Source organism: Halomarina halobia (genome assembly GCF_029338575.1).
Lineage (GTDB): Archaea > Halobacteriota > Halobacteria > Halobacteriales > Haloarculaceae > Halomarina > Halomarina halobia.
The window spans coordinates 2188375-2202435 of the sequence record NZ_CP119992.1 but is presented as its reverse complement, the minus strand read 5'-3'; the positions used below and the strand labels follow the sequence as shown (position 1 = coordinate 2202435).

Here is a 14061-nt window from a genome sequence, read left to right as displayed (position 1 = left end):
CGCGGAGGTGTGCTATCACGGAACAATGTACGGCAACGGAATAACCGGCCCACGAGACGTGTGTCGCGCGCGACCGACGAGGAGCGGGGAGCGGACGGGAGGCGTCCTCGGATCGTCGCGACCGCTCGGTTTAAATACTATCGGTCGTCGACCGCCGGTTCGCGCCAGTTCACCCGCACCGTCCCGACGGCGAAGTCGTCGCCGGAGTCGGCGTCCCGGCGGATCCGAATCGTGTTCTCGCCCGCACGGAGCGTCGCCCCCGTGAGCACGTCCATCCAGCACTGCCAGCCCGCGGCGGGCGGGATGTCGAATCCCGAGAGCGCCTCGCCGTTGATCAGGATCTCGTGGCCGTACGTCCCGACGTCGAACGCCTGAACCGTGACGTAGCCGTCCATCGCACCGTCGACGGGGACCGCGAACGCGCGCTCGGTGGACTCGTCGCCGACGAACTCCGCCCACGGGATCTCGAGGGCGTCCGGGTCGTCGCCGAGGTGCTCGCTGAACTCAACGAGCGCGTAGTTGCTCCGGTACCGTGGCTCGTCCATACCGAACCGAACGGGTCGAAACACATAGCGGTCGTGGATTCGACCGGTACGCCGGAATAACAGTCTGATGTTCCACACGAAACGAAGGGGTGCGATGAAACGCACCGCTCACCCGTTCGACAGTGTCAGAACGCCAGGACAGGGATTTGAACGCGCCGAGACGGTCCCTCGCTTCGCTCGGGCGTGCGCCTCGTCTGCTCAGATCCCTTCGTTTGCGATATAGACGCTCACGTCCGTTCGCGTCAAAATACGCCAGGACAGGGATTTGAACCCCGGATCCCAGAGGGAACACGCTTTCCAGGCGTGCGCCTTACCACTCGGCCATCCTGGCTCGCAGGGAATACTACCCCGCAGACTCGTTTAAGTCCTTTCGTTTGCCCCGCGACGCGCGTCGGCGGGGACCGCGGCCGAGGGCCGCCGTCCCCGCCGGAGCCGTCCAACCCGGCGGAGGCGATCCTCACGTCCGCCGGTGGAGGCGGTGTTCGGTCGCGTACGCCGCCGACGCGACGACCGCACCGACGACAGCGGCGAGCGCCAGCCTCGCGGGGAGGCCGACGGGGAGCCGCGCGACCGCGAGGTCGTACCCCTGGACGAGCACGACGAACGCCATCGCGCCCACCAGCCCCCAGAGGAGGCTCGATCGGAGCCGCGGCCTCATACTGTCGGACGTAACTTCGTGAAGATATTCGACATTCCGCGAGTCGACATTCTTCGCGGGCTTACGTCCAACAGTATCACTCCCCCAGCGACGCGACGGCCTCGATCTCGACGCCGACGCCCTTCGGGAGCGCCCCGGCCTGCACCGCGCTCCGGGCGGGCGGCTCCTCGTCGAAGAAGCCCGCGTACGTCTCGTTCATCTCCTCGAAGTCCGCGATGTCCGCGAGGAAGACCGTCGTCTTGAGCACGTCCGAGAGGTCGGCACCCGCCGCCGCGAGGACCGCCTCGACGTTCGTGAGCGCCTGCTCGGTCTGCTCGGCGATGGAGGCGTCGTCAAGCAGTTCGCCGTCGGCCGTGAGGGGGATCTGCCCCGCCGTGAACACGAGGTCGCCGGTGGTCGTCGCCTGGCTGTACGCGCCGACGGCCGCGGGCGCGTCGTCCGTGCTGATGATGCGCTTCATACCCGCCTCCTCCGTCGGGGAGAGCATAAATCCCGGCGGGGCCGAGCGCGCCGGGCGAACGCCGACAGGGTAGTTCGCTCACGACCGACCGCGACTTCGAACGCCTGTGTTCGGACGAGGACGTCCTCGTCCGTGAACCCCGTTCCGGAGGACGTACTCGCGCGGTTCGGCGGAACGGGGACGTGACGCTCGCCGGGCGGAGCGCCGCTCACACCAGCACTTCGACGGGGTAGCCCTTCGACTCCAGCGTCTCGATGAGCCGCTCGACGTGGTCGTGCCCGCGCGTCTCGAGGTCGAGTTCCACCTCCGCGGAGGACATCCCGACGTCGCGGGCGGTGCGGTCGTGCTGGATGGCGTAGATGTTCGCGCGCTCGCCGGCGATGACGCCCGCGAGGTTGCGCAGCGCGCCGGGTTCGTCCTTGAGGACGGTCTTGATGCGCAGGTAGCGCCCGCGCTGGAGGAGCCCGCGCATCAGGACGGTGGTGAGCGTGTTCGAGTCGATGTTGCCCCCCGAGATCACCGGCACGACGACCTCATCCGGTTCGTAGTCGAACTTCTCGCCGAGTACGGCCGCGAGGGGGACCGCACCGGCACCCTCGGCGAGCACCTTCGAGCGCTCGAGCAGGTAGGTGATCGCCATCGCGATCTCCGGGTCGGAGACGGTGACGACCTCGTCGACGCGCTCGCGGATGACGTCGAAGGTCATCTCGCCGGCGTGCGCGACGGCGATGCCGTCGGCGATCGTGTCCACGTCCCCACAGGAGACGACCTCGCCCTTGGTCAGCGAGTCGGCGACGCTCGACGCCCCCTCGGCCTGCACGCCGACCACGCGCACGTCGGGGTCGACCCCCTTCACCGCGGTGGCGACGCCGGCGATGAGTCCCCCGCCGCCGACGGGGACGACGACCGTGTCGACCTCGGGGAGGTCCCGTACGATCTCGAGGCCGATCGTCCCCTGTCCGGCCATCACGTCCGGGTCGTCGAAGGCGTGGAGGTAGAACCGCCCCTCCTCGCGCTCGATCTCGTGGGCGCGGTCCTGCGCGGCGTCGTAGTCGACCCCGTGGAGGACGACCCGTCCGCCGTAGCCCTCGGTCGCCTTCACCTTCGAGATGGGCGCGTTCTCGGGCATGACGATCGTCGCGTCGACGCCGGCCCGCGTGGCGGCGAGCGCGACGCCCTGGGCGTGATTGCCCGCGCTGGCGGTGACGACGCCCGCCTCGCGCTCCGCCGGCGAGAGGGTGGCGATGCGGTTGGTCGCACCCCGGATCTTGAACGCGCCGGTCCGCTGGAACTGCTCGTACTTGAGGTGGATCACCGCGCCGGTGAACTCGGAGAACGTGTGGGAGTAGTCGAGTGGGGTGCGGACGGCGGCGTCACCGATGCGCTCGCGCGCCGCGCGCACGTCGTCGAGCGACAACATATGCTCCGGCGTACCCGGTGGTGGCTGTTACGTGTTTTGAATGGCCGAGGGGGTACCCCGACCCGTGGGGAAAACACAGGTGGTACGTTCCGAACCGATTCGGAACGTGTGACGTCTGTTCGATGAGCCACGAGGGGCATAAACCCTCCCCATCCGTACTGAAAGTGAAACCACACGGCGGCAGTGGCGTTTCTCCGCCGTCAGACGTGCGACTAACGCGCGTCGTCCGCCCGCACCACCACCGGTTGCGATCGGATGAAGTCCCTGACGCGCTCGGGGAACGGCCCGTCGCTCGGCCACTCGACGGGAGCGAACAGCGCCTCCGGATCGCCCACGTACGCCCAGACCGACCCGTCGCGCGTGTCGCTCGGTACGCGGACGCGGGTGTAGAGCCTCCGGTCGACCCCCTCGTAGGCGTCGAGCGCCGTCAGGTCGGCAGTGCGAAGCAGGCGGCCCCGCGTCTCCCCACCGGGGGCGAGCGTCGGATACGTCCCGTCGACGCGGTGGAGTCCCGAGAGCGTCGCCTCGCCGAGGTACTCGTAGTCGTCGAGGACCTCGTCCGCGCGCTCGGGATCGGCCAGCGTCCCGTAGACGAACACGTCCATGCGAACCGTCGCATCCGCGAACACGTAAACCGACCGGCACGCTCAAACGGCGACCGCCCGAACCGTCGGCCCGTGCCGTTCGCGTCGAACCGCCGCGTGCTCGCCGTGTGGCGGCGCGTGTTCGACCTCTCGTGGCCGGTGATGGCCGAACAGACGTTTCGGACGCTGATGCGGACGACCGACGTCGTCGTCACCGCGACCATCTCGCCGGTCGCGGTCGCCGCCATCGGCCTCGCCGACCTCTACGCCCGCGTTCCCCTCTGGATCGGCCTCGGCATGGGCGGCGGGGCCATCGCGCTCTCCAGCCAGGACACCGGAGCGTCGGAGACGCCCCGAACCCCCGATGTAGGGGGCGACGGGGACACCGGCGCTACCGACGCCGGGGTCGCCCGCGCCGACGCGAACCGCGATCAGGCCATCAGCGCGGCGCTCCTCGTCGGCGCGCTGCTCGGCCTCCCGTTTGTCGCCTTCGGCGTCCTGTTCGGCCGCGGGGCCATCGCGCTGCTCGGCGCGCCGCCCGAGGTCGCCCGCCTCGGCGGCACCTACCTCGCGATCGTCTTCGCCACCGCCCCCGCCCGCCACGTCTCGCTCGTCGCCGCCCGCTCGCTGCAGGGGACCGGTGACACCCGGACGCCCATGTACGTTAACGTCGTCGCCAACGGGCTGAACATCGCCGGCAGCGTCGCCCTCGGGCTGGGGCTGTACGGCGCGCCCGACCTCGGCGTGGTCGGCGTCGGCCTCGCCACCGCCGCAGCGAACGTCTTCACCGCCGTCGTGCTCACGGCCGCGCTCCGCACGGGGTGGACCGACGCCGGGGTGGTCCGCCCCTCGGATCCGGTCGTCGCCCGGCAGCTCGTCGCGGTGAGCGCCCCCGCCGTCGCCGAGGGGCTCGCCTCGACGCTCGCCGAGTTCCCGCTCAACGCGATCCTCCTCGGCTTCGGGACGGAGGTGAACGCCGCCTTCCAGATCGGCCGACGGGCCTACCAGCAGGTGACCAGCCCCCTCTCGCGGGGCTACAACGTCGCGGCCAGCGTCGTCGTCGGACAGGCGCTCGGCGACGGCGACCCGATCCGGGCGCGCTTCGAGGGCTGGGCGACCGCCGCGCTCGGGCTCTGCACCGTCGGCGGCATCGGCCTCCTGCTGACCGTCGGCGCGGACGCGTTCGTCGGCGCGTTCACGGACGATCCGGAGACGGCACGGTACGCGGTCGCCTTCGCTCGCGTGTACGGCCTCACGGCGGCGTTCCTCGTCGTCTTCGTCGTGCTGCAAGGGGCGCTCCGGGGCGCGAGCGAGACGCGCGTTCCCCTCGTCGCGCGCACGTCCGGCCTCTTCGGGTTCACGGTCGGATTCACCTACCTCGCGGGCGTCGTCCTCGGCTACGGCGTCGTCGGGGCGTACGCGGGCATCGCGCTGGCGTACGTCTGGATGGCGCTCGTCCTGACGGTCAGCTTCGGACGCTCTGACTGGGCCGGGCGGGCCGCCCGGATGATGGCCGAACGGGGCAGTCTCACCGAGGACTGACCGCTCAGGCGAGCGCGGAGAGCCCGCCGATCAGGCCGACGACCGCGAGCAGGCGGACCACCGTCCCGACGAAGGCGGCGGCGGCGAACTTGAGCGGGCTCGTCTCGACCACGCTGAACGCGTAGATGAGCGCCGTGTCGGGCATCAGCGGGACCGCGAGCCCCGCGGCGAGGCCGAGGGAGCCGTGCCGGCCGACCCGCCTGACGAACGAGCGCTGGCGCTCCGCGATCCACGGCGGGACGCGCCCGTAGACGCGGACGACGGGGTTCGACCGGACCGCGCCATCGCGCACGTGGAGGGCGAGCAGACCCCCCGCGGCCTTCCCGAGGCTGCTCGCGACGATGAGCAGCGCGAGTTCGACGCGCGCGTCGAAGCCCAGGTCGAGCGGGACCGCGAGCACGACCTCGCCGGGGAAGGGGAGGACGGTCGCCACGAGCAGCGAGTAGACGAGGACGACGAGCAGTCCGAGGGGACCGGTGGAGGTCTCGAGCAGCGACTGCACCACCGGGGGGACCGTTTCGTACACGACGTGAGGGGAGTCGTCGGGCGACGTAAGCTTCTTGGCTCGACGCGGCGTTTTACTGCGCTCCCGGAGAGCGACACGCTCCGCGGTCGCTCTCGGTTCGCTGGTAAAACCTCGACCAAAACCGCTTCGGGCTCCCTGCGGTCGCCCTCGCGGCCGCTCGCGCTCCGCGCTCGCGGAATGATACCGCCGTCCTGCCCCGGCCCGATACTGCCGTCGCCGTCTCTACCGCTCGTCGGCCGGCGCGTAGTTCAGGTCCCGGTCGCCCACGTACCGGGCGCGGGGGCGGATGAGGCGGTTGTCCTCGTACTGTTCGAGGACGTGGGCGATCCAGCCGCCGACGCGGCTGACGGCGAAGATGGGGGTGTAGATGTCGATCGGGATTCCCATCTGGTAGTACGTCGAGGCGGAGTAGAAGTCCACGTTCGGCGCGAGGCCCTTCTCCTCCCGGAGGTACTCCTCGATGGCGACGCTGTAGTCGTACCACTTCACCTCGCCCGCCTCGCCGAGCGCCTTCGACTTCTCGCTCAGGATTCGCGCGCGGGGGTCCTTCACGTTGTAGACGCGGTGGCCGAACCCGGGGACGCGGCGGCCGTTGGCGAGCGCGTCGTCGATCCACTGCTTCGGGTCCTTTCCGCTCTCGTCGACCTCCTTCAGCATCTCCATCACGTCCTGGTTGGCCCCGCCGTGGAGGCTGCCCGAGAGCGTCCCGATCGCGCTCGTGACGGCGCTGTGGAGGTCCGACAGCGTCGAGGCGGTGACCATCGCGGCGAACGTCGAGGCGTTGAGCCCGTGGTCCGCGTGGAGCACGAGCGCCATGTCGAACGTCTCGGCGAGCACGTCGTCGGGCTCCTCCCCGTTGAGCATGTAGAGGAAGTTCGCGGCGTGCGAGAGGTCCTCTCGGGGGGCGACCGGCTCGTCGCCGTTCCGGAGGCGGGTGAACGCCGCGAGCGCCGTCGGGAGCTTCGCGGTCAGACGGCGGCCCTTGCGGAGGTTCGCCTCGCGGTCGGTCGGGTCGGCGTCCGCGTCGGGGTCGTACGCCGAGAGGTCCGACGCGATCGTCCGCATCGCGGCCATCGGCTCCTCGTCCGCGGCGGCGAGTTCCCGGACGAGGTCCTGGGTCCCGCCCTCGAGGTCGCGCTCGGTCGACATCGCGTCGGCGAACTCGGCGAGGTCGCCCGCCTCGGGGAGGTCGCCGTGCCAGAGCAGGTAGACGACCTCCTCGAAGCTGGCCTCGCGCGCGAGGTCGTCGATAGAGTAGCCGCGATAGATGAGCCGGCCCGCATCCCCGTCGATGAAGCTCAGCTCGGATTCCGCGACTAGCACACCCTCGAGCCCCTTCTTCAGCTCGTCAGCCATACGCTACCGGTTTCAGAGCCGAGTCTAAAAGGGTTATTATTGAGGTATCTCGCAACGGCCCTGAAATCGCCTCATACGGCGTAATACCGCCGGGGAGGGTAGTGCGAGCGCGAGGTCGCGCGTCGGTCGATCCCGGACGTTCCGCACCCCGACCCCGGCGGGGCGACTCCCGCGTCGCCGTCCCCCGGCAACCCTTTTACCCCGCCGATCGGAGGGACCGGTATGAACGGTGAGGTCGAGTACCAACCGGCCAGCGTGAAGGAGCTCCTGGCGGAGATGAAAGACACCGCCGAACTCCTCATCGACCTCTCCTACTCGGCCGTCCTCCTCGGGAGCGACGACATCGCGGAGGAGGTGCTCACCCTCGAAGATCGAATGGACATCCTCCAGATGCGCGCGCGTATGAGCCTCCTGCTCGCCGCGCGCAACCCGGAGGACGCGGAGGCGCTCGCGCCCGTCCTCGGGGTGGTCGGGGCCGCGGAGAAGATCTCCGACGCCTCGGGCGACATCGCGAAGATCGTCCTCGAGGACATCGGCCTCCCGGAGGCGATGCGCGCCGCGCTCCCCGAGGCCGTGGAGACCCTCGTGCGCGCGACGCTCGTCCCCGACGCGGACCTCGCGGGGCGGACCCTCGGCGACGTCAACCTCGAAACCGAGACGGGGATCCGCGTCATCGCCGTCCGGCGCGACGGCGAGTGGCTCACCAACCCCGGGGCCGACACGCGCCTCACACCGGGCGACGTGCTCCTCCTGCGCGGAAACGAGGAGGCACTCGGCGAGGTCTACGAGCGGGTGACCGGCCGGGCCTACGAGGCCGTCGAGGCCGCGGAGCCGGCGATCGACGACCTCGAGCGCGCGGTCGACTCCATCGTCCTCATGAAGAACATGAGCGAACTCGCGGTCGACCTCGCCTACGGCGCGGCGCTGTTCGACAGCACGGCCGTCGCCGAGGAGGTGCTGGAACTCGAGGCCGAGGTCGACGCCCTGCAGTCGCGCTTCGAGGCGTGGACGCTGCAGGCCGCCGGGCGCGTCGAGGACCCCGTCGCCCTCCGCGGGCTGGTCCACCTGGCGCGCTCGACGGAGGTGATCTCCGACGCCGCCCTCGAGATCAGCGAGGGCGTCCTGCGGGGACTCGGGACCCACCCGGTCGTGGCCGAGGCGGTCCGAGAGTCCGACGAGGTGATCGTTCGGCTCCAGGTCGCGGACGGGAGCGCGCTCGCCGGGGCCACCCTGCGCGACGAGATGGTCGCGACCGAGACGGGCATGCGCGTCATCGCCGTCCGGCGCGGGGCGGTGGCGGGCACCACGACCCAGTCGCGCTTCGGCCGTGCGCGCGGCGAGTGGGTCGTCTCCCCGCGCGCCGAGACGGAACTCCACGCGGGCGACGTGCTCATCGCCAAGGGGACGCGCGCCGGCGCGGGGCGGCTGGCCGAACTGGCGGGCGACGCCCTCGACGAGGACTACGGGTGAGCGGAGCGAGGGCGGGGCGAAGCGGAACGTGAGCGAGGGCGAAACCGCGAGCGCGAGGGCGTGCGGTCAGAGCCGACGGGCCGCCCGCGACGCGGAGACGACCGTGAGCGCGAGCGCGACGAGGAGCGCGACGCCCACGCCGAGGACGAACGCGAGGGCGAGAAAGAGCAGGGGACCGGGGCCGGTACCGGGGACGGGACCGAGCAGTTCGAACACCCGGACCGCGTAGACGAGCGCCGCGACGAGGAACCCGGCGATCGCGCCGAACTTCGCGTTCCGTCGGACCTTCAGCGCCGCGGCAAAGGCGGCCGTTCCGGGGCGTTCGGGGACGTTTCGCGGCTCCGAGGCGTGACCGATGTCGTCGTCTCGTCCGAGCGAACCGGGGGGCGAGTCGTCGTCCACGTCGTCCACGTCGTCCACCACACGATCCGTTCGGTCGTCGCCCACAAAGCGTCTTCGCGACGCGGCGGGGCGCAGTGACAGGGTTCCGATACCGAACCGCCTAAGGCCGTGTACCTACCGCGTATAGGTAATGACGACGCTCGGTACGGCGACTGCCGCTCCCGGGGAGTTAGCCGTCGGGCGACTGACCGTCGGCGAGGCCCGCGACGGAAGCGAGGTCGCGCTGCCCGTCGCGGTCATCAACGGCGCGCACGACGGTAAGACCCTCTACGTGCAGGCGGTCAGCGACGGTGACGAACTCAACGGCGTCGGCGTCCTCCAGCGCCTGATTCCGCAGCTCGACCCCGAAACGCTCTCCGGGCAGATCCTCGTCACCGGGATCGTCAACGTCCACGGGTTCCACGTCGCCGAGCACCGCAACCCGATCGACGACACGAAGATGAACCGGGCGTACCCCGGCGACGCCAACGGCACGTCGAGCGAGCGCATCGCCGCCGCCACGTTCGAGGCGGCCACGCGCGCCGATCTCATCCTCGACCTGCACCAGGGATCGACCAGCCGGATGATCGACGAGACGCGGGTGCGCTGTGGCCACCGCCACCGCCTCCACCGCGAGTGCCTCGAGCTGGCGAAGGTGTTCGGCTGCGGCTACATCCTCGACCAGAAGGGCCCCGACGGTCAACTCGCTCGCACCGCTCCCGACGAGGGGATCCCGACCGTCGACCCCGAGCTCGGCGGAAGCGTCGGCTGGGACGAGGAGAGCATCCGCGTCGGCGTCCGGGGCGTGAAGAACGTCCTCGCGCACTACGGCTTCGTCGAGGGGGACGTGGAGGTCGAACCCCAGACCCGCGCGACCGGCTTCGAGCAGTACGGCGCGCCCGCCGGCGGTCTCGTCGCCTTCCACGCCGACCTCGGCGACGACGTCGCCCGCGGCGACCCCCTCTTCGACGTCACCGACGCGTTCGGCACCGTGAAATCGACCGTGACGGCCGACTCCGAGGGGATCCTCTGGCGCACCCGCCGTCTCCCGCAGGTCGCCACCGGCGAGTACGTCTGCTCCGTGGGGACGGACATCGACGAAGTCTGAAACCCCACGTTTTTAGACGGAGTCCTCCTCGGCGTGGCGGAGCCACGCCTCGTCGAACCCCGCCCAAAAACCTGGACTAAAAAGGCCGCTCGCTCGTTCGCTCCGCTCACTCGCTCGCGGTACGACACGAGCCGAATCGTGCGCGAAAATCCGTTTCCACGAGCGACTGGTAGCGTGCTGGACGAGCGAAGCGAATACAGCAGTGGACCAAAAAAGGCCGCCCCTCGCTCGCTTCACTCGCTCGGGGCGGTGAACCGCGCCGCTGCGCGGCGCGGACGCTCGCCTCCTCGGATGAGGGCCCAGCACGAACGTTCAAATACCGGAACGGGACCAGAGACCCCATCGTCTGAGTACGGCCGCGGGACGGTCGAGGCGGGAGCGCGACGCGCCGTTCCGCGAGGGTGCCACGCGTCGCCTGTTCGCCCCACCGAACGCGACCGAAACCGACAGGTCCGGCGTTCTCCAGCTTCAGGTATGCTCTACTGTCCCGCCTGCGACGCCGAGTACGAGGACCGGTGGCGCTGCGAGTGCGGCGAGCCGCTCGAGTTCGCCGACGAACCGCGACCGGATCGGTACGAACCCGACCCGCGCGAGGGGCTGTGGGCGTACACCCCCTTCCTTCCGGTGGAGAAACGCGTGACGTTGGGCGAGGGGTACACGCCGCTCGTGGACGCGCCGGAGTGGGACGCCGCGTTCAAACTGGAGTACGTCTTCCCGACGGGGAGCTTCAAGGACCGCGGAGCGACGGCGACGCTCTCGCGGGCGGTCGAGGTCGGCGCGGAGCGCGTCGTCGAGGACTCCTCCGGCAACGCGGGCGCGGCCGTCGCAACCTACGCCGCACGCGCGGGGGTCGACTGCGCCGTCTACGTTCCCGCGGCGGTCAAGGAGTCGAAGGTCCGCGCCATCGAGCGCGCGGGGGCGGAGGTGGTGCGCGTCGAGGGGAGCCGCGAGGCCGTCACCGAGGCGTGCGTCGAGGCCGTCGGGGCGGGCGAGGGGTGGTACGCCAGCCACGCGTGGAACCCCGCGTTCTTCGCCGGGACGGCCACGTTCGCCTACGAGGTCGCCCACCAGCGCGACTGGGCGGTGCCCGACGCCGTCGTCCTCCCGCTCGGCCACGGCACGCTCTTTCTCGGCGCGTACCGCGGCTTCCGCGCGCTCCGCGAGGCGGGCTGGACCGATCGGACGCCCCGGCTGCTCGGCGTGCAAGCGGCGGGATACGATCCGATCGCGGGGACGCTCCACGGGTCGTCGGGTACCCGCAACGACCTCGCCGACGGTATCCAGATCCGCGAGCCGGTGCGCCGCGACGAGATCCTGACGGCCATCGAGACGACCGGCGGCGACGCCATCAGCGTCGCCGCCGCGGCCACCGAGCGCGAGCTAGACGCGCTCCACGCGAGCGGCTTCTACACCGAGTCGACGTCCGCCGTCGCGCCCGCCGGACTGCGCGAGTACCGCGAGCGCGGCGTGCTCGACGCCGACGCGGACGTGGTCGTGCCGCTCACCGGAAGCGGACTGAAGACGTGAGCGGGACGATCGATCGGACCCCCTGACTCACCGCGCCGCGGAAGGGACGCGGTGGGAGGACGGTGCGGATCGCCGGCGCGCGGTCGGGTGATCGATCCTCCCACCGCCGCGGCGGTCGCCGACCGCCGGGAGTTTATTTCGTCCAGTTTTCCGGGGACTACCGCCTCGGAATTGGACGAAAAATCCCCTTAGTCGCGTAATAGACGTTGTAGTTTCGGCCGTTCGTCGGTTGTTATATAGAAATTTACAACGTTTGTAAATGGTTGAGACTATAAAGTAGCACTGTGTCAATTTTCTACGCCGAGTACCAATGAAAGACGATCGATATTCGAGATTCACGGACGTTCGTCCACCTCGACTGCGTTCTGCGGTGGTGCGCCGATGAGCGAACAGGTCCCGACGACGTGCATGCGCTGCGCCGTCGGGTGTGGGCACGTCCAGCAGGGCGCGTCGATCGGACACGGCGTCGACGCGGTGCGCGGCGACCCGGCCCACCCCGTCAATCGCGGACTGGCCTGTCGGCGGGGAACGAGCGAGTCGGCCGACCCCGACGGCGAGTGGCTCACCCGCCCGATGGTCAGGCGCGGCGGCGCGCTGGTTCCCACGACCTGGGACGTCGCGCTCGGGGCGGTGATCGCTCGCTTCCGGGCGATCGCCGAGCGGGACCCGAACGGCGTGGCGGTCCTCGGAAGCGGCCAGCAGACCAACGAGGCGGCGTACGCCCTGGGGAAGGTCGCCCGCGGCGGCATCGGGACGCGCAACTACGACGCCAACACGACGCTCTGCATGGCCAGCGCGGTCCGGGCGTACTACGACGCGTTCGGGAGCGACGCGCCCCCGCCGACGTACGACGACGTCCCGCTGGCCGACGTGCACGTGGTCTGGGGGGCGAACCCGGCGGTCGCACACCCGGTGCTCTTCCGCTGGATCGAGGACGGCGCGGCCGACGCCGACCTCGTCGTCGTCGATCCCGTCGAGACGCGGACCGCGGCGCGCGCCGACCTCCACGTCCGACCAGCGCCGGGTGCCGACCTGGCGCTCGCCCGGGCCGTGCTCGCCGCCGCCGTCGAGCGCGACGGGATCGACGGGGCGTTCCTGCGCGAGGCGACGACCGGGTTCGAGGCCCTGCGCGCTCGGCTGCCGACCGTCGAGGCGGGGGCGGCCGCGGCGGGCGTCCCGGCCGGGACGGTCCGCCGACTCGCGGCGCTGCTCGACCGTCGGACGCTGCTCTACTGGGGGATGGGTGTCAACCAGAGCGCGAACGGGACCGCGACGGCGCGGGCGCTGATCGACCTCTGTCTCGCCACGGGGAACCTCGGGCCGGGGAGCGGGCCGTTCTCGCTCACCGGGCAGGCCAACTCGATGGGGACGCGGGTCTGCTCCTCGAAGGGGACCTGGCCGGGGCACCGACCGTTCGACGACCCGGCGGCGCGAGCGGCGGTCGCGGCGACCTGGGAGGTTCCCGAGGCGCGCCTCCCGGACGACGCCGGTCCGGGTCCGGTCGGGATCGTCGAGCGCGTCGGGGGCGAGGTCGAGGCCGTCTGGACGGTGGCGACGAACCCGGTCGCGAGCCTGCCCGACGCGGACCGGGCCGCGGCGCGGCTGGACGAGGCGTTCCTCGTCGTCCAGGACGCGTTCCGCACCGAGACCGTCGAGCACGCCGACGTCGTCCTCCCGGCCGCGACGTGGGGCGAGTCCTCGGGGACGGTGATGAACATGGAGCGGACGGTCTCGCGGGTGCGCCCCGCGACCGGGACGCCCTCGGGGGTCAGGAACGACCTGGACCTGATCGCGACGATCGGAGACGGGATCGCGCCCGGCCTGTTCCCGGACGCGCCGCCGTCGGCCGCGGCGACGTTCGCCGAGTTCGCCGCGCTCACCGCGGGGACGAACGCCGACTGTTCCGGGATCACGTACGAGCGACTCGACGCCGAGCGCGCCGTCCGCTGGCCCGCGCCCGACGCCGACTCGGTCGGCGGCTACCGCTACCGCGACGACGGCGGCTGGTCGTTCCCGACGGCCGACGGCCTGGCGCGCTTCGGCGCGCGGGTCGCCGCCGATCTCGCCGAACCGACCGACGAGGCGTACCCGCTCACGCTCACGACCGCGCGAACGGCCGAGGCGTACAACACGGGGGTCCGCTCTCGCGGCGGTCCCGGAGCGGGCGGTGTGCTGGTCGCGCGCGTCCACCCGGCGACGGTCGAGCGCCACCGGTCGGAGAGCGAGCGCGGCGGGGACGGGGCGACCGCGACGCTCCAGTCGCGCCGGGGGGCGGTCCCCGCCCGCCTCGTTCCCGACGAGGGCGTCCCTGAGGGGGTAGTCTGGGTGCCGATCCACCACCCACTCGCCAACCGACTCACGCTCCCGGCGGTCGATCCGCTGTCGCGAGAGCCGAACTACAAGCAGTGCGCCGTCAGGCTGGTCGCGCCCGAGCAGTCGCGAGGCGTCGGGCTCCCGGAGGTGAGCTGAGTGGGGCTCGTCCGG

General features: G+C 71.1%; 13 protein-coding genes and 1 tRNA gene. 5 read left to right on the top strand and 9 right to left on the bottom strand.

Features of this window, described 5'->3' with window-relative positions; translation table 11 throughout:
• Window positions 1-137 precede the first annotated feature (137 nt).
• The 6 genes from P1K31_RS11650 to P1K31_RS11625 all read right to left on the bottom strand — a co-directional run bounded on the left by P1K31_RS11650 (window position 138) and on the right by P1K31_RS11625 (window position 3688).
• Complete coding sequence (locus P1K31_RS11650) at window positions 138-545, bottom strand: DUF7383 domain-containing protein (protein WP_276303493.1); 408 nt, start codon at window positions 543-545, stop codon at window positions 138-140.
• Window positions 546-795: 250 nt separating this feature from the next.
• Window positions 796-876 (bottom strand) — tRNA-Ser (locus P1K31_RS11645).
• Between the two features lie 126 nt (window positions 877-1002).
• Window positions 1003-1203, bottom strand: coding sequence for a DUF7981 family protein (locus tag P1K31_RS11640; protein WP_276303492.1), 201 nt, complete (start codon window positions 1201-1203; stop codon window positions 1003-1005).
• Window positions 1204-1279: 76 nt separating this feature from the next.
• Entirely contained in the window at window positions 1280-1663 is a 384-nt protein-coding gene (locus P1K31_RS11635) for a Rid family detoxifying hydrolase (protein WP_276303491.1), read from the bottom strand.
• A gap of 208 nt (window positions 1664-1871) precedes the next feature.
• On the bottom strand, window positions 1872-3083 hold the full coding sequence (gene ilvA / locus P1K31_RS11630) for a threonine ammonia-lyase (RefSeq protein ID WP_276303490.1): 1212 nt from the start codon (window positions 3081-3083) through the stop codon (window positions 1872-1874).
• Window positions 3084-3295: 212 nt separating this feature from the next.
• The gene (locus P1K31_RS11625) at window positions 3296-3688 is read right to left on the bottom strand and encodes a gamma-glutamylcyclotransferase family protein (RefSeq protein WP_276303489.1); all 393 of its coding nucleotides are present in this window, start codon (window positions 3686-3688) and stop codon (window positions 3296-3298) included.
• 141 nt (window positions 3689-3829) lie between these two features.
• Between P1K31_RS11625 and P1K31_RS11620 the strand changes: the two genes are divergently transcribed.
• Window positions 3830-5209 (top strand): MATE family efflux transporter, encoded by a 1380-nt coding sequence (locus P1K31_RS11620; protein WP_276305740.1) that lies wholly within the window; start codon window positions 3830-3832, stop codon window positions 5207-5209.
• A 4-nt stretch (window positions 5210-5213) separates the two neighbouring features.
• On the opposite strand, the gene P1K31_RS11615 is transcribed toward P1K31_RS11620, so the two are convergent.
• Together P1K31_RS11615 and citZ are read right to left on the bottom strand one after the other, a co-directional pair.
• The gene (locus tag P1K31_RS11615) at window positions 5214-5735 is read right to left on the bottom strand and encodes a hypothetical protein (protein WP_276303488.1); all 522 of its coding nucleotides are present in this window, start codon (window positions 5733-5735) and stop codon (window positions 5214-5216) included.
• A 222-nt stretch (window positions 5736-5957) separates the two neighbouring features.
• The gene (gene citZ / locus P1K31_RS11610) at window positions 5958-7091 is read right to left on the bottom strand and encodes a citrate synthase (protein WP_276303487.1); all 1134 of its coding nucleotides are present in this window, start codon (window positions 7089-7091) and stop codon (window positions 5958-5960) included.
• Window positions 7092-7313: 222 nt separating this feature from the next.
• On the opposite strand from citZ, the gene P1K31_RS11605 reads away from it, so the two are divergent.
• The gene (locus tag P1K31_RS11605; protein WP_276303486.1) at window positions 7314-8561 is read left to right on the top strand and encodes a potassium channel family protein; all 1248 of its coding nucleotides are present in this window, start codon (window positions 7314-7316) and stop codon (window positions 8559-8561) included.
• A gap of 66 nt (window positions 8562-8627) precedes the next feature.
• Here the strand turns inward: P1K31_RS11605 and P1K31_RS11600 are convergent, their stop codons facing one another.
• A complete protein-coding gene (locus P1K31_RS11600; RefSeq protein WP_276303485.1) occupies window positions 8628-8981 on the bottom strand; it encodes a DUF7536 family protein in 354 nt (117 codons plus the stop codon).
• A gap of 112 nt (window positions 8982-9093) precedes the next feature.
• On the opposite strand from P1K31_RS11600, the gene P1K31_RS11595 reads away from it, so the two are divergent.
• The 3 genes from P1K31_RS11595 to nasA all read left to right on the top strand — a co-directional run bounded on the left by P1K31_RS11595 (window position 9094) and on the right by nasA (window position 14046).
• Window positions 9094-10050: a succinylglutamate desuccinylase/aspartoacylase family protein gene (locus P1K31_RS11595; RefSeq protein ID WP_276303484.1), complete on the top strand. Its 957-nt coding sequence runs from the start codon at window positions 9094-9096 to the stop codon at window positions 10048-10050.
• Between the two features lie 474 nt (window positions 10051-10524).
• On the top strand, window positions 10525-11577 hold the full coding sequence (locus P1K31_RS11590) for a pyridoxal-phosphate dependent enzyme (protein WP_276303483.1): 1053 nt from the start codon (window positions 10525-10527) through the stop codon (window positions 11575-11577).
• A gap of 381 nt (window positions 11578-11958) precedes the next feature.
• Window positions 11959-14046: an assimilatory nitrate reductase NasA gene (gene nasA / locus P1K31_RS11585; protein ID WP_276303482.1), complete on the top strand. Its 2088-nt coding sequence runs from the start codon at window positions 11959-11961 to the stop codon at window positions 14044-14046.
• Window positions 14047-14061 lie beyond the last annotated feature (15 nt).

Coding starts and splice junctions, on each gene's coding strand:
- P1K31_RS11650 (WP_276303493.1), bottom strand. CDS start 545: ATGGACGAGCCACGGTACCGGAGCAACTACGCGCTCGTTGAGTTCAGC.
- P1K31_RS11640 (WP_276303492.1), bottom strand. CDS start 1,203: ATGAGGCCGCGGCTCCGATCGAGCCTCCTCTGGGGGCTGGTGGGCGCG.
- P1K31_RS11635 (WP_276303491.1), bottom strand. CDS start 1,663: ATGAAGCGCATCATCAGCACGGACGACGCGCCCGCGGCCGTCGGCGCG.
- ilvA (WP_276303490.1), bottom strand. CDS start 3,083: ATGTTGTCGCTCGACGACGTGCGCGCGGCGCGCGAGCGCATCGGTGAC.
- P1K31_RS11625 (WP_276303489.1), bottom strand. CDS start 3,688: ATGGACGTGTTCGTCTACGGGACGCTGGCCGATCCCGAGCGCGCGGAC.
- P1K31_RS11620 (WP_276305740.1), top strand. CDS start 3,830: ATGGCCGAACAGACGTTTCGGACGCTGATGCGGACGACCGACGTCGTC.
- citZ (WP_276303487.1), bottom strand. CDS start 7,091: ATGGCTGACGAGCTGAAGAAGGGGCTCGAGGGTGTGCTAGTCGCGGAA.
- P1K31_RS11605 (WP_276303486.1), top strand. CDS start 7,314: ATGAACGGTGAGGTCGAGTACCAACCGGCCAGCGTGAAGGAGCTCCTG.
- P1K31_RS11595 (WP_276303484.1), top strand. CDS start 9,094: ATGACGACGCTCGGTACGGCGACTGCCGCTCCCGGGGAGTTAGCCGTC.
- P1K31_RS11590 (WP_276303483.1), top strand. CDS start 10,525: ATGCTCTACTGTCCCGCCTGCGACGCCGAGTACGAGGACCGGTGGCGC.
- nasA (WP_276303482.1), top strand. CDS start 11,959: ATGAGCGAACAGGTCCCGACGACGTGCATGCGCTGCGCCGTCGGGTGT.